This is a genomic window from Hamadaea sp. NPDC050747, assembly GCF_040654195.1.
In the GTDB taxonomy this organism is placed as follows: Bacteria; Actinomycetota; Actinomycetes; order Mycobacteriales; family Micromonosporaceae; genus Hamadaea.
Genome location: NZ_JBFAHM010000018.1, coordinates 81,203 through 100,457 on the forward strand (window position 1 = coordinate 81,203; position 19,255 = coordinate 100,457).

Sequence of the window (19,255 nt, forward strand, 5' to 3'; positions counted from 1 at the left end):
GCGTCAGGCCGGGTTGGAGAAGACGAAGGCGAGGACCAGGCCGAACAGCGCCAGCGCCTCGGAGAGCGCGAAGCCCATGAACAGGTACGGACGGGTCAGACCGGCCGACTCAGGCTGGCGCGCCGTCGCCTGGATGTAGGCGGCGAAGACGATACCCACACCGATGCCGGGGCCGATCGCGGCGAGGCCGTAGCCGATCGAGCTGATGTCGCCGGTGATCTCGGCAAGAGCCATTGTTCTTTCCTCCTGATATGCGCGTGACTCTCACGCGGCGCTTGTGGTGCGAACTTGGGTGGATCTAGAAGATCAGTGCTCGTCCGCGAGCGAGGTCTGCACGTAGCTGGCGGTCAGCAGGACGAAGACGTACGCCTGCAGCAGCGCCACACCGGCCTCGAACAGCGTCATGACGATCGACATGCCCCACGAGATCACGCCGACCGCGGCCAACCCGATGTTGCCGGTGCCCATCAGCACGAACCCGCCGAGCGTGAAGACCAGCAGGATCAGGTGGCCGGCGAAGAGGTTGGCGAAGAGCCGGACGGCCAGGGTGACCGGGCGGATGAGCAGGATCTGCGCGAGTTCGATCGGCAGCAGGATCGGCTGCACCCACCACGGCGCCGGCAGCAGGATGCTGGTCTTGACGTAGTGCCCGAAGCCGTGCTTCTTGATGCCCTGGTACCAGTAGAGGCCGAAGCTGATCAGCGCGAGCACCGCCGGGAAGGCGATGTGCGAGCTCGGCGAAATCTGGAAGCCGGGGATGACGGCGAAGATGTTGATGAAGCAGATGAAGACGAAGAGGGTCGTCAGGTACGGCGCGAAACGCGGCCCTTCGTGCCCGATGACCTCTTTGCTGATCCCGTTACGCACAAAGCTGTAGATCGACTCGCCGAGCCACTGCGCCTTGGTCGGAACGATCTTCGGGTTCCGCTGCGTGACCAGGAAGAAGACGATGATGACCGCGACTGCGATCCAGACCATGATCGAGAACTTGGTGACCCAGTTTCCGACCAGTCCCGGCGGGAAGAATTCTTCGACGCTCGGAGGCCACGGCACGCTGCTGTCTGCCAGTGGCGCAAGCTGAAGGCTCACCCGTCCATCCTTTCGATCACGTGCCCATGTTCTTGACGATCAGGTAGACCGCCCCGGCCATGCCGACCAGCATGCCGATCAGGGTGCCGAAGTGCATGGGCACGTCCAGCCACTTGTCGACAAGCCACCCGATGCCGCCCCAAACGCCGATTCCGGCGATCAGGTAACCGACGGCAGTCCAGCCTGCATTTGCGCCCGATTGAGGTGTGGGGCGCTTCTGAGGGGACTGGTCACCGGCCATGACGCGCGAACCTTATCAGTCGTTACGGCGGTGTGTCGTAGCGGCCCCCCTGCTCCGGTTCGCAGTGTGAGCGGGGCGGCACAGTCGGTAGGGTTTGGCATTGCGCGGCGGCACTCGGACGCTGTCTCATGGACAGCAACCCCCACCCTCTCCCCAAGGTTGGTGCCCCGAGATGCCGAGGACCACTGTACCTGTTGTCTTGTTGGTGCTCACCACGCTGCTCGCGGGATGCGAGCCCACCCACGCCGGCGAGGGTCCGAAGCCGGTGAGCTGCACCGTCGTCGTGGACGGTCCGGAGAAGGCCGACACCGCCCAACGCATCGAAGGACGCGTACGCTTCCGCTGCGCCAAGCCGGGCGCCGAGCGGCTCAGCGTGAAGATCCGGATGGAGCAGAAGTCCGGCAGTTCCTGGAAGACGGTGACCAGCAAGTCCTTCACGGTGAAGGGATCGCAGACCATCGCGGCCGAGCTGAAGTATCAGAACCGCACGGTGAGCATCGGCTGCAAACTCGGCACATTCCGTACCGTCGTGGACTGGAGCCGGACCTCACGCGGGGACACCGAGGGCGACAACCTGATCAGCGGCTCGATGTCGAACCCGTGCAAGTCGCTGTTCGGCGACCGTTAAACACCGGCATCGCCATGATCATTGCGCCGTTCACGCTACTGAAACGGACATTTTGCAGCGCGTAGCAGCATGGCTGGCGCAATGATCACGCGCAAGGGGGCGGTCAGACCTCGAGGGTGAACTTGGCCCGCGAGGTCCACCAGATCTGCGTACCGGTCCAGGCGAGCACGGCGACCAGGACGCCCGCGGCCAGCCACAGCGTCCCCGACCAGTCGCGTGAGGCGACCCAGCCGACGAAGGCGAAGAGCAGTGTGAACTTGATCGCATAGGTGCCGAGCGCGGCCACCAGCAGCATGCTGCGCTTGACCTTGTCGACCCAGGCGACGACGCCCGTGGAGATCAGGTAGCTCAGGATGACCAGCGCCGTCCCGGCCAGGAAACCAAGCAGGCCGGGCGCACCGTGAACGACCAGCCCCACGATCGCGCCGAGCACGCCCAAAGCCCCGGTCACGAGGAGGGCCGGGCGCAGGTATCCCGTCGCAGAGCTGGTCACGGGAGAAGGCTACCGGGTGAGCAGGGCGGCTGCGAGCGGGCGTACGGTGGCTTCGATCTCGTCGGCGACCCGGGAGAACGTCTGGTCGCCCCGGCCCCAGGGGTCGTCGAGATCGTCGTCGTGCAGCGGCACCGCCGTCCCGCGTACGCGGTTGACCGCCGCGACGAGCGCCTCGCCCCGGATCTGGATGTCCTCCGCGGTCGCCCCGACCGGCGGGAGTTCGCCGAGGTCCACCACGCCGAGGAGCCGGCCGAACTCGCCCAATACGAAGGTGCGGCTCTCCGCGTCCGGCCGCAGCGCGGTCACGTACTCCGCCTGGTCGGCCGTCGCGGTCAGGATGAGATCCGCCGCGTCGATGTGGTCCGCCCGCAGTTTCCGGGCCGCGAAGTCGGCCGGATCGGCGCCGCGCGCCTTCACCTGACGGGCCGCGGGCGGGTTCATCTCCTCACCCTCGTGCCAGCCGCCGGTGCCCGCGCTGTGCGAGTGCACCACGTCGTCCGAGCCGCCCGCCTGGCGTACCTCGTGGGCGAGCAGCCGCTCGGCCATCGGCGACCGGCAGATGTTGCCCATGCAGACGTGCAGCACGGTGAACGGAGGCAGGTGGTGGGTGGACATCACGCGGCCGCCGGCTGGATGTCGGGGACGATCGAGCGCAGCTGCTCGAACGCGATCGCTCCCTGGCGGAGCACCACCGGGCGCTCCTGCGTCAGGTCGACGATGGTCGACGGCACCGGATCCGGGCAGGGGCCCGCTTCGAGGTAGACGCTCACCTTGTAGCCGAGCTGCTCGCGAGCCTCCTCCGCGGTGTTCGCGGTCGGCTCGCCGGTCAGGTTGGCCGACGACACCGCCATCGGCCCGGTCTCCCGCAGGATCTCCAGCGCCACCGGGTGCAGCGGCATGCGCACGGCCACGGTGCCGTTCGTCTCGCCGAGGTCCCACTGCAGGCTGGCGGCCTGCTCGACGACGATCGTCAGCGCGCCGGGCCAGAACGCCTCGACCAGGTCGCGGGCGCGCGAGGGCATTCGGGAGACCAGCCCGTCCAGGGTGTTGCGGGAACCGACGAGGACCGGCGGCGGCATGTGCCGGCCGCGTCCCTTGGCGTTCAGGAGCGCCGTCACCGACCACGACTTGAACGCGTCCGCGCCGACGCCGTACACCGTGTCGGTGGGCAGGACGACGAGGTCGCCGCTCTTCACCGCCGAGACGGCGGCCTCGATCCCCAGGTCGCGCTCGGCGACGTTACGGCAGTCATAGAGCCTCACGAGGTGCAATCCTGCCACTTCGGCCCGGCGGCCCGCCGCACCCTCCCGCCTCCCGGAACACCGAGGTCACTTCACCCCGGTCGTGAAGCGTGGCCGACCCGCGAGGTCGGGCAGTCCGCGTACGTCGCGGAAGTGCCGCTCCAGGATCCGCGCGACCTCCTCCGGGTGCGACTCGTCGTGCTCGATCCCCAGCCGGCCGCCGTCGCGCAACAGGTCCGCCGCCAGCTCGGCCACCGCGGGGATCAGATCGAGGCCGTCCACCCCGGCGAAGACGGCCAGCGCCGGGTCCGCCCGCACTTCCAGGGGTACGCGTTGCGCAGCGGGCACGTAGGGCGGGTTGCAGAGGACCAGATCGGCTTGGCCGCGTTCGCCGGTCAGGAGGCCGGGATCACGGACGTCTCCCGGGACGACTCGCACCCGCGTGCCGAAGGCGTTGCGGTTCAACCATTCCAGCGCGGACGGCGAGACCTCGACGGCGTACACGGCGGCGTCCGGGCGCGCCCGCGCGACGGCCAGCGCCAGGGCGCCGCTGCCGCTGCACAGATCGACGACGGTGGGCCGTTCCATGCCCGCGACGCTGTCGATCCCCCACTGGGCGAGGGTCTCGGTCTCCGGGCGCGGGATGAAGACGCCCGGCCCGACCTGGAGGTCGATGTCGAGGAACCAGGCGCTTCCGGTGATGTGCTGGAGCGGTTCCCGGGCCGCCCGGCGCTCGATGACGGCCTGATAGCGCTCGGCCTGCACGGCGTCGACGACGTCGAGCAGGTAGAGCCGACCGCGATCGCACTCCAGGACGTGGGCGAGCAGCAGCTCGGAGTCGGTCCGGGGGCTGTCCACCCCAGCCGCGCTCAACCGGTCGGCCGCCTCCCGAAGAAGGCTCCTGACCTGCACAGATTCACCGGCCTGCACGTCTGTCAGTCTACTGCCGGGACAGTTCGGTCTCACCCGCGAGGCGGGCCGCCCGGTCGGCCGCGGTCAGCGCGTCGAGCACGCCGTCCAGGTCGCCCGCGAGCACCAGATCGAGGTTGTACGCCGTGTAGCCGATCCGGTGGTCGGTGATCCGGTTCTGGGGGAAGTTGTAGGTGCGGATGCGCTCGGATCGGTCCACCGTCCGCACCTGGGCCTTGCGGGCGTCGGACGCGGCGGCGGCCGCCTCCTCCTCGGCGGCCTGGGCGAGCTTGGCTCGCAGCATCCGCATCGCCCGGTCCTTGTTCTGCAGCTGCGACCGCTCGTTCTGGCAGGTGACGACGATCCCCGTCGGGATGTGCGTGATGCGTACCGCCGAGTCGGTCGTGTTGACCGACTGGCCGCCCGCGCCCTGCGAACGGTAGACGTCGATCCGCAGGTCGCTGGGGTCGATGACGACCTCGGCCTCCTCGGCCTCCGGCGTCACGAGGACGCCCGCCGCCGAGGTGTGGATGCGGCCCTGCGACTCGGTCACCGGCACCCGCTGGACCCGGTGTACGCCGCCCTCCCACTTCAGCCGCGACCAGACCCCATAACCGCCGTCCGGTACGCCCTTGGTCTTGATCGCGACCGCCACGTCCTTGTATCCACCGAGGTCGGAGTCCTGCGCGTCGAGAACCTCCGTGATCCAGCCACGCCTTTCGGCGTATCGCAGGAACATGCGGAGCAGATCCCCCGCGAAGAGCGCGGATTCCTCGCCGCCCTCGCCCGCCTTGATCTCGAGGATGACGTCTTTGGCGTCGTTGGGGTCTCGCGGCATGAGCAGTTCCGCGAGCCGTTCCTCCAGCTCGGGCAGCCGGGCCTCGAGCGCCTCCGCCTCCGCGGCGAAGTCGGCGTCGAGCGCGGCCAGCTCCCTGGCCGCGGCGAGGTCGGCGCGGGCCTGCTCCAGCTCGCCCGCGGTCTTGTGGATCGGGGTGAGTTCGGCGAACCGGCGGCCGACCTTGCGGGCGGCGGCCTGATCGGCGTGGATGGCCGGATCCGCGAGCGTCTTCTCCAGCTGGTCGTACTCAGCCAGCAGCTCGGTCAGTCGATCGGTGCTCATCTCCGCCGTCCCTCCTGTCGAAATCCCCGGTGCACACACGAAGAGGGCGGCGCGCCGCGTCCTGATGAACGCGGCGCGCCGCCCTCCGCGGCAGCTACTTGGCGGCCTTGCCGACCTTGGCGTACTTCGCCTGGAACTTGGCCACGCGGCCGGCGGTGTCCAGGACACGCTGCTTGCCGGTGTAGAACGGGTGGCACTCGTTGCACGACTCCGCGTGGATCTGACCGTTCTTCGCGGTGCTGCGGGTCGTGAAGGAGTTGCCGCAGGAGCACGTGACGGTGGTCACGTTGTACTCCGGGTGGATACCAGACTTCATAGCCTCAGGTCCTCTCATGGCTGTGCGCTGGGTCGCTGTCAACACTTCCCCCACGTGCTGGAAGCTCGGGCGTGAACCAGCGCCCCGGCGGTTGCCGGGCCGGCTGTCCATCTTGCCACGCGCCCCAATTGAGATGCGCAGCAGGTGACGTGATCCGTAACGTGACACCCCCCTCCGGTATTCCGTCACCCCTCGAAAGGGACCGATTGTGGTCACGCTCACCGACCTGTTCCCGGCGGGCGCGCTCCAGGCTGCGCTCGACGCCGGTCATCTGCGTACGCAGACTCATCCCGAGCTGCCGCTGGTGATCTACAACTACACCGAGAAGTGCGCATACGAGGACGCCTGGGACGAAACCACCCTGACCTGCCGAGGGCTGATCGTGCACGCCGAGACCGGCGAGATCGTCGCTCGGCCCTACCGGAAGTTCTTCAACCACGGTCAGTCCGGCGCGCCCACGCTCGCCCTGGACGAGGCGGTCGAGGTGACCGACAAGGCGGACGGCTCGCTCGGCATCCTCTACCCGGTCCCCGACGGGTACGCCGTCGCGACCCGCGGCTCGTTCGCCTCCGACCAAGCGGTCCGGGCGACCACTCTGCTGCGGAAGCGGTACCCCGACTGGACGCCGCCGGCCGGTCAGACGGTTCTCTTCGAGATCATCTACCCGGAGAACCGAATCGTGGTCGACTATGGGGGCATGGAGGATCTCGTCCTGCTCGGCGCGGTCGACACGGTCTCCGGGCGTACCTTCGGCCCGGACCAGGTCGCCTGGCCCGGTCCCCGCGTCGAGACCTTCGCGTACGCGACCTTCGGGGCGGCCCTGGCCGCGCCAGCCCGGCCCAACCGGGAGGGTCTGGTCGTCCACGCCCTCGCCACCGGTGACCGCGTGAAGATCAAGTACGACGACTACCTCCGCCTGCACCGGATCGTCACCGGCCTCACCTCCAGGACGATCTGGGAGGCGCTGGTCGCCGGAGCGACCGTGGCCGAGATCTGCGAACCGCTGCCCGACGAGTTCCACGTCTGGGCGCGGGACGTGGCCGATCGGCTCCACGCCTTCGTCGACGCCGGAGTAGCCGACGTCGAGCAGGCTTTCGCCGAGATCGTCCGCGGTCTTCCGGCGGACTACAGCCGGAAGGACTTCGCCCTCGTCGCCGCCCGGCACGACCTGCGGGGTCTGCTGTTCGCCCGGCTCGACGAGCGGGACCTCCGGCCCGCACTCTGGCTCGCCGCCAAGCCGGAGGCCGGCGAGACCCCACACGGGCGGAGTTTCGATGACGAGTAACGCCGTGCTGCTCGAAGGCATCGTCGGGTCGACGGCGTACGGCCTGGCCGGTCCGCACTCTGATGTGGACCGGCTGGGCGTCTTCGCCGCGCCGACCGAGTCCTTTCACGGGCTGCACCCGCCTCAAGAGTCCATCGTGGAACGGGATCCGGATCGGACGCTGCACGAGGCCGGGAAGTACTGCCGCCTCGCGCTGTCCGGCAATCCCACCGCCATCGAGCTGCTGTGGCTGCCCGACGAGCTCTACGAGGTGCGTACGCCCCTGGGCGACGAACTGATCGGGCTCCGGTCGGCGTTCCTCTCGGCGCCCCGGGTCCGCGACGCCTTCCTCGGGTACGCCGCCCAGCAGCTCACCCGGCTCGACAGCAAACGCCGCACCGGCAACTGGATCGACCGGCGGGCCGCCAAGCACGCCCGGCACATGCTGCGCCTGATCGACCAAGGCCTGGCCCTCTACGAAACCGGAGTGCTGCCGATCCGGCTCGCCGACCCCGAGCGCTACCTCGACTTCGGCGCCCACGTCGAAGCCGACCCGGCCCTCGCCGGGCCCATCCTGGAGGAGGCCCGGGAGCGGTTCGCCGCCGCGCGTACCGTTCTGCCGGAGCGGCCGGACGAGGCCGCGGCGGAACGCTGGCTGCTGCGCGTACGCGCCCATCACTTGAACGGAGCCTGATGCGCACCCCCACCCTGACCATCACCCGGGGCCTACCCGGCTCGGGGAAGACCACCTGGGCGAAGGCGCAGCAGCCGAAGGCGACCCGGGTCAACCGCGACGACCTGCGCGTCATGCTGCACGGCGGCCGGATCGGCGAATCCTGGGCGGAGAACCAGGTGACCATGGCCCACCGAGCCTCGATCGAAGCGCTACTCCGCGCCGGCGTCGACGTCATCTGCGACGACACCAACCTGCGCGCCCGCTACGTCCGGGAACTCGCCGAACTCGGGATGGCCTGCGGCGCCGCCGTCGTCATCGAGGACTTCACCGGCGTACCACTGGAAGTCTGCATCGAGCGGGACGCCGGGCGACCGAACCCGGTGGGCGAGGAGGCGATCCGCTCGATGCACGCCCGCTACCTGGCGGGCAAGCGCACCCGCCTCGACCTGCCCGTCGCCCCGCCCACGGCGGTCTATGAGCCGCCCGCGGACCGGCCGAGCGCGATCCTGGTCGACCTGGACGGCACGGTGGCCCTCATGGGCGACCGCTCCCCCTACGACGTCAGCCGGGTGCACCTCGACGCGCCCAACGAGCCCGTCATCGCGGCGGTACGCGCGATGCACGCGGCCGGGCACACCATCGTCTACTGCTCCGGCCGCACCGACGACGGCCGGGCCCTCACCGAGTCCTGGCTGGACAAGCACGTCGGCGTCCCGTACGCAGGCCTCTACATGCGCCCGTTCGGCGACCCGCGGAAGGACTCGGTGGTGAAGCGGGAACTGTTCGAAAAGCACATCCGTACGCAGTTCCGCGTCATCGCCGTGTTCGACGACCGCAACCAGGTCGTCCGCATGTGGCGAGAGCTGGGCCTGACCGTCTTCCAAGTCGCCGAAGGCAACTTCTGACCCGTGCTCTCCCCCTTGTTCTCCGCGCGATCATGAACTTGTCGTCGTGATCGACCGGTGTGTCGTGTCCCCAGCGCCCTGATCATTCCCGCGCGAGCATGATCACCAAGGCCGTCCCGCGCACGGCAAAGGGGGCCGGGTTCGCCCCAGCCCCCTTTGTGACGTGCGCTTATTCGCCAGGAGTCGTCTTGGCGATCTGCATCAGGAACTCGATGTTGGTCCGCGTCTGCTTGAGCTTGTCGAGCAGCAGATCCAGCGCGGCCTGCGACTCCAGCGAGTGCAGAACCTTGCGGAGCTTGTGGACGATCGCCAGCTCCTCCGGCGCGAGCAGGATCTCTTCCTTACGCGTACCGGACGGGTCGATGTCGATCGCCGGGAAGATGCGCTTGTCGGCGATCTTCCGGTCGAGCTTCAGCTCCGCGTTGCCGGTGCCCTTGAACTCCTCGAAGATGACCGTGTCCATCATGGAGCCCGTCTCCACCAGCGCCGTGGCGATGATGGTGAGCGAGCCGCCGTTCTCGATGTTGCGGGCGGCGCCGAGGAAGCGCTTGGGCGGGTAGAGCGCGGTCGAGTCGATACCGCCGGACAGGATGCGGCCCGACGCCGGCGCGGCCAGGTTGTACGCCCGGCCGAGGCGGGTGATCGAGTCCAGCAGGACGACCACGTCGTGGCCGAGTTCCACCAGGCGCTTGGCGCGCTCGATGGCCAGCTCGGCGACGGTGGTGTGGTCCGTCGGCGGACGGTCGAAGGTGGAGGCGATGACCTCGCCCTTGACCGAGCGCTGCATGTCGGTGACCTCTTCCGGCCGCTCGTCGACGAGCACGACCATCAGGTGGGTCTCCGGGTTGTTGTGGGTGATCGCGTTGGCGATCGCCTGCAGCACCATGGTCTTGCCCGCCTTCGGCGGGGACACGATCAGCGCGCGCTGGCCCTTGCCGATCGGCATCACCAGGTCGATGACCCGGGTGGTGAGCACATTGGGCTCGGTCTCCAGCCGCAGGCGCTCCTGCGGGTAGAGCGGGGTCAGCTTGTAGAACTCGGGGCGGCGCTTGGCCTCCTCGGCCTCCATGCCGTTGATCGTGTCGAGCCGGACCAGCGGGTTGTACTTGTCGCGGCGGCCCTCGCCCTCGCGGGCGGAGCGAACCGCGCCGGTGATCGCGTCACCGCGGCGCAGACCGTACTTCTTGACCTGCGACATCGCGACGTAGACGTCGTTCGGGCCGGACAGGTATCCGCTGGTGCGGACGAACGCGTAGTTCTCGAGCACGTCCACGATGCCGGCGACCGGGATGAGGACCTCGTCCTCGGACACCTGCGGCTCGCGGGCGTTGCTCTCCCCGTCGCGCTCGTTGCGGCCACGGCGACGGTCCCGGAAGCGGCTACGCCGTCCGCGACGGCCGCCGTCCTCGTCGTCGTCGTAGTTGCGATCGCGGTCGTTGCCGCGGTCGCCACGAGGCTTGTCGTCGCCGTCGGCGTCCTCCGACTGGCCACGGTTGCCCCGCTCACCACGCTCGGCACGCTCGGCACGCTCGTTGCCGCCCCGGTCGCTGTTGCGCTCGCGGCGGTCCCGGCGCTCGCGCTGGGGACGCTCGGTGCCCTCCGGACGGCTCTCCTCCTGGGTCGCCGGGGCGGTGGCCGACTCGGCCGGCTGCGCTGTCTCACGCTCGCGCGACCGCTCGGCCGGCGGGCCGGCGGGGCGGCTGGCCCGACGCGAGCGCTCCCGCTCGGCCGGACGCTCGGCGGGCGCTTCGGTGCTCGGCGCGGCGGCCGCGTCGCGTACCTCGGCTCGCACCTCATCGCGGGTGTTGCCGGCGGTGGCGGCCACCTCGGCGCGGGGCCGGGGCGTGCCGGCTTGACGCTCCTGGATCGCGGAGATGAGCTCGCCCTTGCGCATCCGGGCGGTGCCCGAGATGCCCAGCGAGGCGGCCATGCTCTGCAGTTCGGGGAGCAGCATCGCTGTCAGGCCGCTGCCCGACCGGCGGCGCCGGGCGGTGCCGGCGGAGGCGTCGTCAGCGACGGTGGAGACATCCGACGTGGTGTCGGTGGTGTCGCTCAATGGATTCCTTCCCTCGATGGGCCGAGCTGCCCGGGTTGCGTCTGCGCTGAGAGCGTCAGCGTCGGCGCGAAGAGTGGCCGGGCGGCCTGGCGATACACCCGCCTCATCAGATCTTGAGGCAGGGGTTTGTCGCGCAACCGAGCAAATCTTTACGCAGCGCGGCTTTGCGGACGGGGGTGGGCGGAGACCCGCCATTAACCGTTGGGGAAAGCCGAACCGCCGAAGAACGCTGTCTCGCGGCTGTGCTAGCTCCAGAGCCTAGCTAACTCGTGAGACCTGCGGCAATAGGGTCCCGCTCGGCGTGTCCAGCTTAGCTCATCACCTGGGCTCCCTGCGAGTCGAACCCCAGGTTGTGGCGGATCCAACCGTTTCCCGGGTCGAATCCGGACGGTACCTCGGAGAGCGCCAGGACGGTAGGACCCGCGCCGGAGACCACAGCCGCCACTCCAGCCTCACGGAGCCGTCGGACCACTTCGGCGGTGCCGGGCATCCCACCCGCCCGGTACGCCTGGTGCAGCCGGTCTTCGGTGGCCGCGTACAGCAGGGCCGGGTCGGTGGTCAGGGCGTACACGAGGAGGGCGGAGCGACCAGCGTTGAAGGAGGCGTCGGCATGCGGCACGGTGGCGGGCAGTGCCGCGCGGGCGACTGCGGTGAGGCCTTGGACGTCAGGCACGAAGACGACTGGTTGGACACTCTGGACCGGCGCCATGGTCGCCGCCCGCGCCCGATGCTTCTCGTCGATCCAGGCGACCGTGAACCCGCCCAGTACGCACGGCGCCACGTTGTCGGGATGGCCCTCGATCCCACCCGCGATCTCCAACGCCTGAGCCCGGTCCGGCATTCCCGCAAGCGCCTGCGCCAGCGTCACACCGGCCACGATGGCGGCGCTCGACGAGCCGAGTCCCCGCGCCTGCGGAATCCGGTTCACGCAGCGCAGCTCGATCTCCGGCGCGGTCACCCCGAGCGCCTCGAACGCCGTACGCATCGACCGCGCGATCAGGTGCGACGAGTCGACGGGCAACTCGCCCGCGCCCTCGCCGGTGATCCCGACCCGCGTCGGCCCGTCGATCACGGTCGCGGTGACCTCGTCGTAGAGGGTCAGCGCGACACCCAGGGCGTCGAAGCCGGGACCGAGATTGGCGCTCGTGGCGGGGACCCGGACGGTCACCGGGCCGGACTGCATGGAGATCGACACAGCGGACATCGTAGGTGCGCGACGCCGGTACGATCCTCGCGAACCCACCCCTCGGGAGGACACGTGTCGGATTACTTCCCGCTCAACGCCTCGTTCCTGCTGTCGATGATCCCGGTCCTCCTGACGCTGGTCGCATTCCTGGCCGGTTTCATCGCGGTTCTGGCCAATCGGCGGAGGCTGGGCAAGGCGGCCGGGCTGGCCGCCGCGGGCACCGGCGTACTGGCGCTCGGGGCACTCCTGAACGTCGTCTGGTACGTCGTCTCGTACAACATGCCCGTGATCATGCGGGACCTCGAGGTCTCCTACAGCACGATCAGCCTCTGGTACGGCATCGCGGGCCTCATCCTCGGCGCGCTGCACCTGCTGGGCTTCGTCCTCCTGCTCGTCTCGGTCTTCGCAGGCCGGGCCGCGGCGACCCCGGCGGCGACTCCGCCCGCCGCCCCAGGCGCGCCCTACGCCCAGTACGCCCCGCCCGCCGCTCCCGGCTCACCCATCCAAAGCGCCTGACACCGCTCCTCTCGTGCGCGCTGGATCAGGGTTCCCGGTCGAATCTTGGGGCAAGATTCGACCCAGAACCCTGATCCAGCGCCCATCGAGCGCGGAGGGCGTCAGGCCGTGGCCAGGTCGCCTCGATCGATACGCCGAGTGGCGATCCGCCAGCCGGCCGCGTACGCGAGAGTCGTGAGCGCGCATCCGGCGACGAGCAGCCGGGTGTCCACGGAGTCGACCAGCAACCCGGCGACGAACTGTGACGCGGTCACGGCGATCATGGCGATCATCGTGTCGGTGGCGCCGATCCGGCCGCGCAGGTCGTCCGGCACCGACCGCTGGATCGCGTACGCGCTCATGACCCAGTTGCCGCCGCCGGCGGCGTGCGCCACGAAGATGCCGAGCAGCGCCAGCGGGAACCAGTCGACCGCCGCCACGGCCAAGTACGCCACCCCGTAGCAGGCCATGGAGATGGACAGGCCCGGGAGGAGCCATTCGGTCCGGTTCAGCACTCGCCGTAGGACGAACGGGCCGAGGAGCGAGCCGAGGCCGCGGACGGCGTACATCAGGCCGACTCCCATCGCCCCGACACCGTAGTGCAACGCGAGCAGGGGGAAGGCCACCAGCAGACCGTTGCCGACGCCGACCGCCGCTTTCACCGTCACGAGCGAGATCAGGCGCGGGCGGCGGCGCAGATAGCCCATCGCCTCCCGGATCGCCGGCCACGCCGGTCCGGCCGCCGACTCCGGGCCGGCCGCCAGGGCGACCTGGGTCGGCTGGCGAATCCCCCAGCTGAGGGCGGCCGAGGTCGCCAGCAGGAGGGCGACGGCCCCGAAGCACACGTACGGCGAGACGAGGCTCGCCAGCACGCCGCCCAGGGAGGATCCGACGACGGTCATCGTGCCCCAGGTCGACCCGGCGACGGCCATCGCCGCCGACAGCTCGGCCGGCCGGACCAGGTTGGGCAGCGCCGAGTTCGCGGCCGGGCCGAAGAACGCCTTGGCGCTGGCGAGGATGCCGATCGCGACCGCCGCGAGCGGACCCGCCCAGTGCCCGCGGACGAAGAACATCCCGCAGACCGCGATGCAGGCGGCCAGATTCGCAGCGATCATCATCCGCTTGCGGTCCATCCGGTCGGCCACGGTGCCCGCATAGGGCAGCAGCAGCGCGACGACGCCGGTGTCAACTGCGAGCACCACCCCGCCCCAGAAGCCGCCGCCGGTGAGGTCGGTCAGCAGCACCAGCACCGGAACCATGAGGAACCAGTCGGCGCCGTTGGTGATCAGCTGGGCGAGGAAGAGCCGGCGGAAGTCACGATTCTGCGTTAGGAGCGCACGCACTCCTGCACCTTACAGTCGCGCTCCCTCACGCGAGATCCAGGGCCTTCGCCGCCGTCAACACGTCGAGCGCGATGGTGGTCGGCGCGGGCGCGGTGGAGATCGCCCACTCCGGGTCCTTCAGGCCGTGGCCGGTCACCGTGCACACGATGGTCGAGCCCCTGGGCAGCAGCCCCTTGTCCGCCGACTGCAAAAGGCCCGCGACGCTCGCGGCGCTCCCCAACTCGACGAAGACGCCCACCTCACGCGCCAGCAGACGGTACGCCGAAAGGATCTCCCGGTCGGTGACGCTCGAGATCAGTCCACCGGACGCGTCTCGCGCCTCGACAGCCTTGGTCCACGAGGCGGGGTTGCCGATGCGGATCGCCGTCGCGATCGTCGACGGGTGCTCGACGACGTTGCCGGTGACCAGCGGGGCCGCCCCGGCGGCCTGGAAGCCGAACATCTTGGGGCGCCGGGTCGCGGCACCGGCCGCGAAGTCCTCCGAATACCCCATCCAGTACGCGCTGATGTTGCCGGCGTTGCCGACCGGCAGGCAGTGGATGTCGGGGGCGTCCCCGAGCGCCTCGACGATCTCGAACGCGGCCGTCTTCTGACCGTGCAGCCGGTCGATGTTCACCGAGTTCACCAGGGCGACCGGGTAGTCGACGGCGAGTTTGCTCGCCAGCGACAGGCAGTCGTCGAAGTTGCCGGTGACCTGAAGTAGCTTGGCGCCGTGGACGAGGGCCTGCGCGAGCTTGCCCAAGGCGATCTTGCCCTGCGGCACCAGGACCGCGCAGGTGATGCCCGCGCGAGCCGCGTACGCCGCCGCGCTGGCGCTGGTGTTGCCGGTGGAGGCGCAGATGATGGCCTTCGCGCCCTGCTCGACGGCTTTGGAGACGGCCACGGTCATGCCGCGGTCCTTGAACGAGCCGGTCGGGTTGGCGCCCTCGACCTTCAGGTAGACGTCGCATCCGGTCCGGCCGGACAGCACCGGAGCGGGGACCAGAGGCGTGTTCCCCTCATGCAGGGTGATCACGGGAGTGGCCGCCGAGACGGGTAGCCGGTCCCGATAACGCTCGATCAATCCACGCCACATGCTGGTCTCCTCACACAGAGTCACAGGCTAGCCTGCCTGCTCAACGCTCGGATCACCAGTCGGTTCCACCTTCCGGGAAGAGCCTGCGCCCTTCCCGGAAGGTGCCGGTCAAGCCGCGAGCTTGGTGATCTCGGCCGGATCGAAGCCCGTCTGCTCGCAGAAGTCGGCGATGGTCTGGGCCGGATCTCCCGGGTCACGCTGATACAGCGTGACGGAGTGGACCTTCGGGTCGGCCGATCCGAGGAAGGCCAGCGTCTGCCCGCTGCCGATCTGGAAGACCAGCACCGGCAGGGCCACGTCGCCCGTCTTCACCGTGTCGAACAGCGACCGGAGGTAGTCCGCCAGCCGTACCGTCGACCAGTCGATCTTGGCGATTGCACGAGCCTGACCGAACGTCTCCCACTGCTTGACGTCGAGCATCCGATAGCGCGGCGACGGCCATGGCCGGCGGGCGTCGAGCGCGTTCGCGATCTTCCCCAGGAACTCCCGTACGCGCGACTCGTCGTGCCGAGTCTCGACGGCGTCCTCGCCCAGCAGCACGGAAGCTCCGAGCGCCTCGCCGATCGCCTCTCGGTACGCGGCCGGGCCGCTGCGGAAGAAATCGTATTCGATCATCCGCCCGACGATCTCGGCTGCGTCCTCGTCGGACAGCTCCGGGTAATAGTTCGTCAGGTAGAGGATCTGGTTCAGCGTTCCACGCCAAGCCTCATCGGTCATCGAGCTCACCACCACAGGTCTTCTTTCAGGTTTTCAGGTTTGAGGCCCTGGGCGAGCAGCTCGTCTCGGGCCTGGTAATGGTGGGAGACCGTCGGTTGGTAGTGCCCACTGCTGTTGTTCATACCGGTGACCACGCCGTTCTTCACGGTCAGCTCGCCGGCGCTGGCCACCGGTTGGCCGCCCAGGAAGCTCGAGTGGTGGAAGTCGCCCACACCGTGATAGTTGCTGGCGTAGAGGTTGCCGTTGCCGTCCATGACGAACACCGCCCGGCCGGCACCGTTATGGGCCGAGCCACCGGTGGTCGAGTCGAACAGGCTGCCGTCGCTGGCCCGGCGCAGCTTGCCCTCACCATCGACGACCAGCCGGAACTGTTCGCGGCCCGCCTCGTCGAAGTACCGCACGCCGTTGCTCGGGATGCCGAAGATCTTCGAGGCCTCGGCCGCGTCGGTCTCCTTGGCGTACTTGTCGAGGAGCTTGCGGGGGTAGAGGTAGCCGTTCGCCGGGCCCGTCCGCGGCGGCGGTATCTCATCCGGTCGCAGCGGCGGCGGTCCGTCGGCGTTGCGAGTCAGCGGGTTGCTGCGGCCGAGCTTCTTCAGCAGGTCCTTGAGCTTCTCCAGGATCTCGCCGAGCTTCTTCACCATCGGAGTCAGCTTCTTGAGGCTGGACAGCAGCGCCCGGACGAACTTCTGGATCTTGTTCACCCATGTGGTGACCAGGGAGACGACCTGGCCGATGACGACCGGCGTCGCCAGGCCCAGGGTCAGTCCCGCCTCGGCCAGCCATTGCGGCAGGCGGGCCGCAAGCGTCCCGATGAACTGGGCGATCAGGTCGCGGACGATGCCCCGGACCAGACCGACGATCAGCCCGGCGCCCATCACCGCGTAGTGGATGCCGTGAGCCGCGTTGCTGATGCCCTCCATGACCGACAGATGACCGGCCGCGTGGCCCCGGTACGCGTCGCCGGAGTCCCCGACCCATTCGGCCGTCTCGATCCGCAGCGCGTCGGAGTAGTACTTCTGCGCGTCGAGGGTGAACTTGGCGACGTTCTCCCAGGTCTGGGCGTGGGCGGAGATCTCGTCGGGGTTTCCGGCGAGCCAGTCGAGCGCCTCCTTGAGCGGCTTGACGTGCTCCATCAGCCAGGAGACACCCCAGGCGACCAGCGAACCCAGCGGGTCGATGACCATGCCGAGGACGTCGAGCGCACCGCCGACCGTGCCGAGCGTGCCGTCGACCCAGCTGTCGTTCTTGATGCCGTTGGAGATCTGAGCGGCGTCCTCGATCAGGCCGAGGCCCGTGTACCAAGTGGTCGAGGACTGCGCTTGAGCGACGAGTGGATTGCTCACAGAGCCAGCTCGATTCCGGGATGACGCGAGGTGATCGCTCGTGTCGCCTGTTCACGTTGCAGGTCAGTGGTCTGCGTGCTCGTGGCGGCCGTACGCAGCTTCTGCGCGGTCTCCTCCAGCGACGCGACGGAATCGCTCAGAGCCGACTGGGCGATCATGAAGATCGGGCTCAGGATGGCCGGCAGGAACTGGCACAGCTGCCCGTAGGCCTCGGTGCTCATGGTGACCTCTTGAATGGCGCCCTTCGCCGTCTCCATCGCCGACGCGACGTTCTGCACCGTGCCGGCGTGCTGCTGGACGACCGCGATGGGGAACTGGACGACCTGCCCGTCACCGGCCATGGCGGCCACCGCCGTCCTGGTCGTCCTCGGCCGGCTGCGGGAACCGCGTGTCGAACGAGTGGATCACCGCGCGACCGGTCTCGGTGTCGGCACCCACCGTCGCCTGAACCTCCTCGGCGACCTGCTGCGACAACTTGGCCTGTGCCTTGCGCATCACGCCCAGGATCTCGGCGGCGAGATCGGCCCCCCGCAGCCGCTGCACCCGGTCGTCGAGTTCGAGCTTCTCCACCTGGCCCGATGCGCCGACGGTCACGCGGATCGAGCCGTCGTTGCTCTCCGCCTTACCGGTCAGTGCCGCGACCCGCGACGACAGCTGCGCGGTTCGCGCCGCCTGTTCGCTCACCCCCGCGGACCAGTTCTCGAGCCACTCTTCGGCTGCGTCGATGTTCTGGAACATCGCCCCAACCCCTCCCCTCGGTCGAACCAACGCCGAAACCCTAGGCAGGCCCGATGAAGATCCGCAAACCCCTTCGGCCGCCCTGTGGATAACCGGCCGAGCAGGGTCGAGGGGGTCACTCGCCTTCGACGCGGAGGACGCTGGCGATCGACCGGACGAAATCCAGCCCGCGCAGTTCCTCGACCGTCGCGGCCAGCGCCGCGTCGGGAGCCGAGTGGGTGACGATCACGAGAACGGCGTCGTTGCCCCGGCCGCTCTGGTTGACCGTGGCGATGGAGACGTCATGCTTGGCGAACACTCCGGCGACGGCGGCGAGCACGCCCGCGCGGTCTGCCACGTCGAGCGAGACGTGGTAGCGGGTGCGTACCTCGCCCATCGAGCGCACCGGCAGGTCGGCGTAGGCCGATTCGCTGGCCGCCCGGGTCTTCGCGAGGCGGTTGCGCGCCACGGCGACGAGGTCGCCGAGGACCGCGCTGGCGGTCGGCGCACCCCCGGCGCCCCGGCCGTAGAACATGAGCTGACCGGCGGCCTCCGCCTCGACGAAGACCGCGTTGAACGCGTCGCCGACACCGGCCAGCGGATGCGTCCTGGGAATCATCGCCGGATGCACCCGTACGCTGACCCCGCCGTCGTCCGTGCGGGTGGCGATGCACAGCAGCTTGATCGTGCAGCCCATCGCCTTGGCGCTCGCCACGTCGGCCGCGCTCACCTCAGTGATGCCCTCCCGGTAGACGTCGGCGGCGCCGACCCGGGTGTGGAAGGCCAGCGAGGCGAGGATGGCCGCCTTGGCGGCCGCGTCGAAGCCCTCCACGTCGGCGGTCGGGTCCGCTTCGGCGTACCCGAGGGTGGTGGCCTCCTCCAGTGCCTCGCCGAAGCCGGCCCCGGTGGCGTCCATGCTGGACAGGATGAAGTTGGTCGTGCCGTTGACGATGCCCGTGACCCGGGTGATGCGGTCGCCGTGCAGCGACTCGCGGAGCGGGCGCAGCAGCGGGATGGCCCCGGCCACCGCGGCCTCGTAGTAGAGGTCGGCGCCGCCTCGCGCGGCGGCGTCGTGCAGCGTGCCGCCGTCCTCCGCGAGCAGCGCCTTGTTGGCGGTGACCACGCTCTTGCCGGCGTTCAACGCCTCGACGAGCCAGGTCCGGGCCGGCTCGATGCCGCCGACCACCTCGACGACGACGTCGACGTCGTCTCGCTTGACCAGACCCAAGGCGTCCGTCGTGAAGATCGAGGGGTCGACGGGGAGACCGCCGCGGTCCCGGCCGAGGCGGCGGACCGCCACCCCGACGAGTTCGATCGGCGCGCCGATCCGCGCGGTCAGGTCGTCGGTCTGCTCATGAAGCAGCCGCACCACTTCCGCACCGACGTTGCCGCACCCCAGGAGGGCTACCTTGACAGGCTCCTTCACGACAGACCCCTCGAA

At 69.4% G+C, this 19,255-nt stretch carries 23 protein-coding genes; 5 read left to right on the plus strand and 18 right to left on the minus strand.

Going from position 1 to position 19,255, the window contains the following annotated elements:
- Nucleotides 1-3: 3 nt before the first annotated feature.
- The 3 genes from atpE to AB0H43_RS34850 form a co-directional block, all read right to left on the minus strand.
- A complete protein-coding gene (atpE, locus tag AB0H43_RS34840; protein WP_290868799.1) occupies nucleotides 4-234 on the minus strand; it encodes an ATP synthase F0 subunit C in 231 nt (76 codons plus the stop codon).
- Nucleotides 235-306: 72 nt separating this feature from the next.
- Nucleotides 307-1,089, minus strand: a complete 783-nt coding sequence (gene atpB, locus AB0H43_RS34845) for a F0F1 ATP synthase subunit A (protein WP_360006636.1) — start codon at nucleotides 1,087-1,089, stop codon at nucleotides 307-309.
- A gap of 16 nt (nucleotides 1,090-1,105) precedes the next feature.
- On the minus strand, nucleotides 1,106-1,330 hold the full coding sequence (locus tag AB0H43_RS34850; protein ID WP_360006639.1) for a hypothetical protein: 225 nt from the start codon (nucleotides 1,328-1,330) through the stop codon (nucleotides 1,106-1,108).
- 205 nt (nucleotides 1,331-1,535) lie between these two features.
- On the opposite strand from AB0H43_RS34850, the gene AB0H43_RS34855 reads away from it, so the two are divergent.
- Nucleotides 1,536-1,958, plus strand: a complete 423-nt coding sequence (locus AB0H43_RS34855; protein ID WP_360006641.1) for a hypothetical protein — start codon at nucleotides 1,536-1,538, stop codon at nucleotides 1,956-1,958.
- A 103-nt stretch (nucleotides 1,959-2,061) separates the two neighbouring features.
- Here the strand turns inward: AB0H43_RS34855 and AB0H43_RS34860 are convergent, their stop codons facing one another.
- The 6 genes from AB0H43_RS34860 to rpmE form a co-directional block, all read right to left on the minus strand.
- Complete coding sequence (locus AB0H43_RS34860) at nucleotides 2,062-2,451, minus strand: hypothetical protein (protein WP_360006644.1); 390 nt, start codon at nucleotides 2,449-2,451, stop codon at nucleotides 2,062-2,064.
- A 9-nt stretch (nucleotides 2,452-2,460) separates the two neighbouring features.
- A complete protein-coding gene (locus tag AB0H43_RS34865) occupies nucleotides 2,461-3,051 on the minus strand; it encodes a phosphotyrosine protein phosphatase (RefSeq protein WP_360006901.1) in 591 nt (196 codons plus the stop codon).
- Between the two features lie 14 nt (nucleotides 3,052-3,065).
- On the minus strand, nucleotides 3,066-3,722 hold the full coding sequence (locus AB0H43_RS34870) for an L-threonylcarbamoyladenylate synthase (protein ID WP_360006647.1): 657 nt from the start codon (nucleotides 3,720-3,722) through the stop codon (nucleotides 3,066-3,068).
- 57 nt (nucleotides 3,723-3,779) lie between these two features.
- Nucleotides 3,780-4,604: a peptide chain release factor N(5)-glutamine methyltransferase gene (gene prmC, locus AB0H43_RS34875; RefSeq protein ID WP_360006650.1), complete on the minus strand. Its 825-nt coding sequence runs from the start codon at nucleotides 4,602-4,604 to the stop codon at nucleotides 3,780-3,782.
- Nucleotides 4,605-4,632: 28 nt separating this feature from the next.
- Nucleotides 4,633-5,721 carry a peptide chain release factor 1 gene (gene prfA, locus AB0H43_RS34880; protein WP_360006653.1) on the minus strand — a complete coding sequence of 363 codons (1,089 nt, stop codon included), beginning with the start codon at nucleotides 5,719-5,721 and terminating at the stop codon, nucleotides 4,633-4,635.
- A gap of 94 nt (nucleotides 5,722-5,815) precedes the next feature.
- Nucleotides 5,816-6,037: a 50S ribosomal protein L31 gene (gene rpmE / locus AB0H43_RS34885; RefSeq protein WP_253757413.1), complete on the minus strand. Its 222-nt coding sequence runs from the start codon at nucleotides 6,035-6,037 to the stop codon at nucleotides 5,816-5,818.
- A gap of 208 nt (nucleotides 6,038-6,245) precedes the next feature.
- Here rpmE and AB0H43_RS34890 point away from each other — a divergent pair, with 208 nt between their 5' ends.
- Genes AB0H43_RS34890 through AB0H43_RS34900 form a run of 3 tightly spaced genes read left to right on the plus strand, consistent with a single transcriptional unit; the run spans nucleotide 6,246 to nucleotide 8,882 of the window.
- Nucleotides 6,246-7,322, plus strand: coding sequence for an RNA ligase (locus tag AB0H43_RS34890; RefSeq protein ID WP_360006656.1), 1,077 nt, complete (start codon nucleotides 6,246-6,248; stop codon nucleotides 7,320-7,322).
- Nucleotides 7,312-7,995, plus strand: a complete 684-nt coding sequence (locus AB0H43_RS34895; protein ID WP_360006659.1) for a nucleotidyltransferase domain-containing protein — start codon at nucleotides 7,312-7,314, stop codon at nucleotides 7,993-7,995. The genes AB0H43_RS34890 and AB0H43_RS34895 overlap by 11 nt, the downstream gene beginning before the upstream one ends.
- The gene (locus AB0H43_RS34900) at nucleotides 7,995-8,882 is read left to right on the plus strand and encodes an AAA family ATPase (RefSeq protein WP_360006662.1); all 888 of its coding nucleotides are present in this window, start codon (nucleotides 7,995-7,997) and stop codon (nucleotides 8,880-8,882) included. Before AB0H43_RS34895 ends, AB0H43_RS34900 begins: the two co-directional genes overlap by 1 nt.
- 169 nt (nucleotides 8,883-9,051) lie before the next feature.
- On the opposite strand, the gene rho is transcribed toward AB0H43_RS34900, so the two are convergent.
- Both rho and thrB read right to left on the minus strand, forming a co-directional pair.
- Nucleotides 9,052-10,938 carry a transcription termination factor Rho gene (rho, locus tag AB0H43_RS34905; protein ID WP_360006665.1) on the minus strand — a complete coding sequence of 629 codons (1,887 nt, stop codon included), beginning with the start codon at nucleotides 10,936-10,938 and terminating at the stop codon, nucleotides 9,052-9,054.
- Nucleotides 10,939-11,248: 310 nt separating this feature from the next.
- Nucleotides 11,249-12,142, minus strand: a complete 894-nt coding sequence (thrB, locus tag AB0H43_RS34910) for a homoserine kinase (RefSeq protein ID WP_360006668.1) — start codon at nucleotides 12,140-12,142, stop codon at nucleotides 11,249-11,251.
- A gap of 54 nt (nucleotides 12,143-12,196) precedes the next feature.
- Here thrB and AB0H43_RS34915 point away from each other — a divergent pair, with 54 nt between their 5' ends.
- Nucleotides 12,197-12,640, plus strand: a complete 444-nt coding sequence (locus AB0H43_RS34915; protein ID WP_360006670.1) for a hypothetical protein — start codon at nucleotides 12,197-12,199, stop codon at nucleotides 12,638-12,640.
- Nucleotides 12,641-12,741: 101 nt separating this feature from the next.
- On the opposite strand, the gene AB0H43_RS34920 is transcribed toward AB0H43_RS34915, so the two are convergent.
- The 7 genes from AB0H43_RS34920 to AB0H43_RS34950 all read right to left on the minus strand — a co-directional run bounded on the left by AB0H43_RS34920 (nucleotide 12,742) and on the right by AB0H43_RS34950 (nucleotide 19,240).
- Nucleotides 12,742-13,962 carry an MFS transporter gene (locus AB0H43_RS34920; RefSeq protein WP_360006673.1) on the minus strand — a complete coding sequence of 407 codons (1,221 nt, stop codon included), beginning with the start codon at nucleotides 13,960-13,962 and terminating at the stop codon, nucleotides 12,742-12,744.
- 25 nt (nucleotides 13,963-13,987) lie between these two features.
- The gene (gene thrC / locus AB0H43_RS34925) at nucleotides 13,988-15,037 is read right to left on the minus strand and encodes a threonine synthase (RefSeq protein ID WP_360006676.1); all 1,050 of its coding nucleotides are present in this window, start codon (nucleotides 15,035-15,037) and stop codon (nucleotides 13,988-13,990) included.
- Between the two features lie 108 nt (nucleotides 15,038-15,145).
- On the minus strand, nucleotides 15,146-15,754 hold the full coding sequence (locus tag AB0H43_RS34930; RefSeq protein WP_360006679.1) for a hypothetical protein: 609 nt from the start codon (nucleotides 15,752-15,754) through the stop codon (nucleotides 15,146-15,148).
- 5 nt (nucleotides 15,755-15,759) lie between these two features.
- Nucleotides 15,760-17,097 carry a hypothetical protein gene (locus AB0H43_RS34935; protein ID WP_360006682.1) on the minus strand — a complete coding sequence of 446 codons (1,338 nt, stop codon included), beginning with the start codon at nucleotides 17,095-17,097 and terminating at the stop codon, nucleotides 15,760-15,762.
- Nucleotides 17,094-17,438: a type VII secretion target gene (locus AB0H43_RS34940; protein ID WP_360006685.1), complete on the minus strand. Its 345-nt coding sequence runs from the start codon at nucleotides 17,436-17,438 to the stop codon at nucleotides 17,094-17,096. Before AB0H43_RS34940 ends, AB0H43_RS34935 begins: the two co-directional genes overlap by 4 nt.
- Nucleotides 17,428-17,835 (minus strand): YbaB/EbfC family nucleoid-associated protein, encoded by a 408-nt coding sequence (locus tag AB0H43_RS34945; protein ID WP_360006688.1) that lies wholly within the window; start codon nucleotides 17,833-17,835, stop codon nucleotides 17,428-17,430. Before AB0H43_RS34945 ends, AB0H43_RS34940 begins: the two co-directional genes overlap by 11 nt.
- A 115-nt stretch (nucleotides 17,836-17,950) precedes the next feature.
- Nucleotides 17,951-19,240 (minus strand): homoserine dehydrogenase, encoded by a 1,290-nt coding sequence (locus AB0H43_RS34950; protein WP_360006691.1) that lies wholly within the window; start codon nucleotides 19,238-19,240, stop codon nucleotides 17,951-17,953.
- Nucleotides 19,241-19,255: the final 15 nt, after the last annotated feature.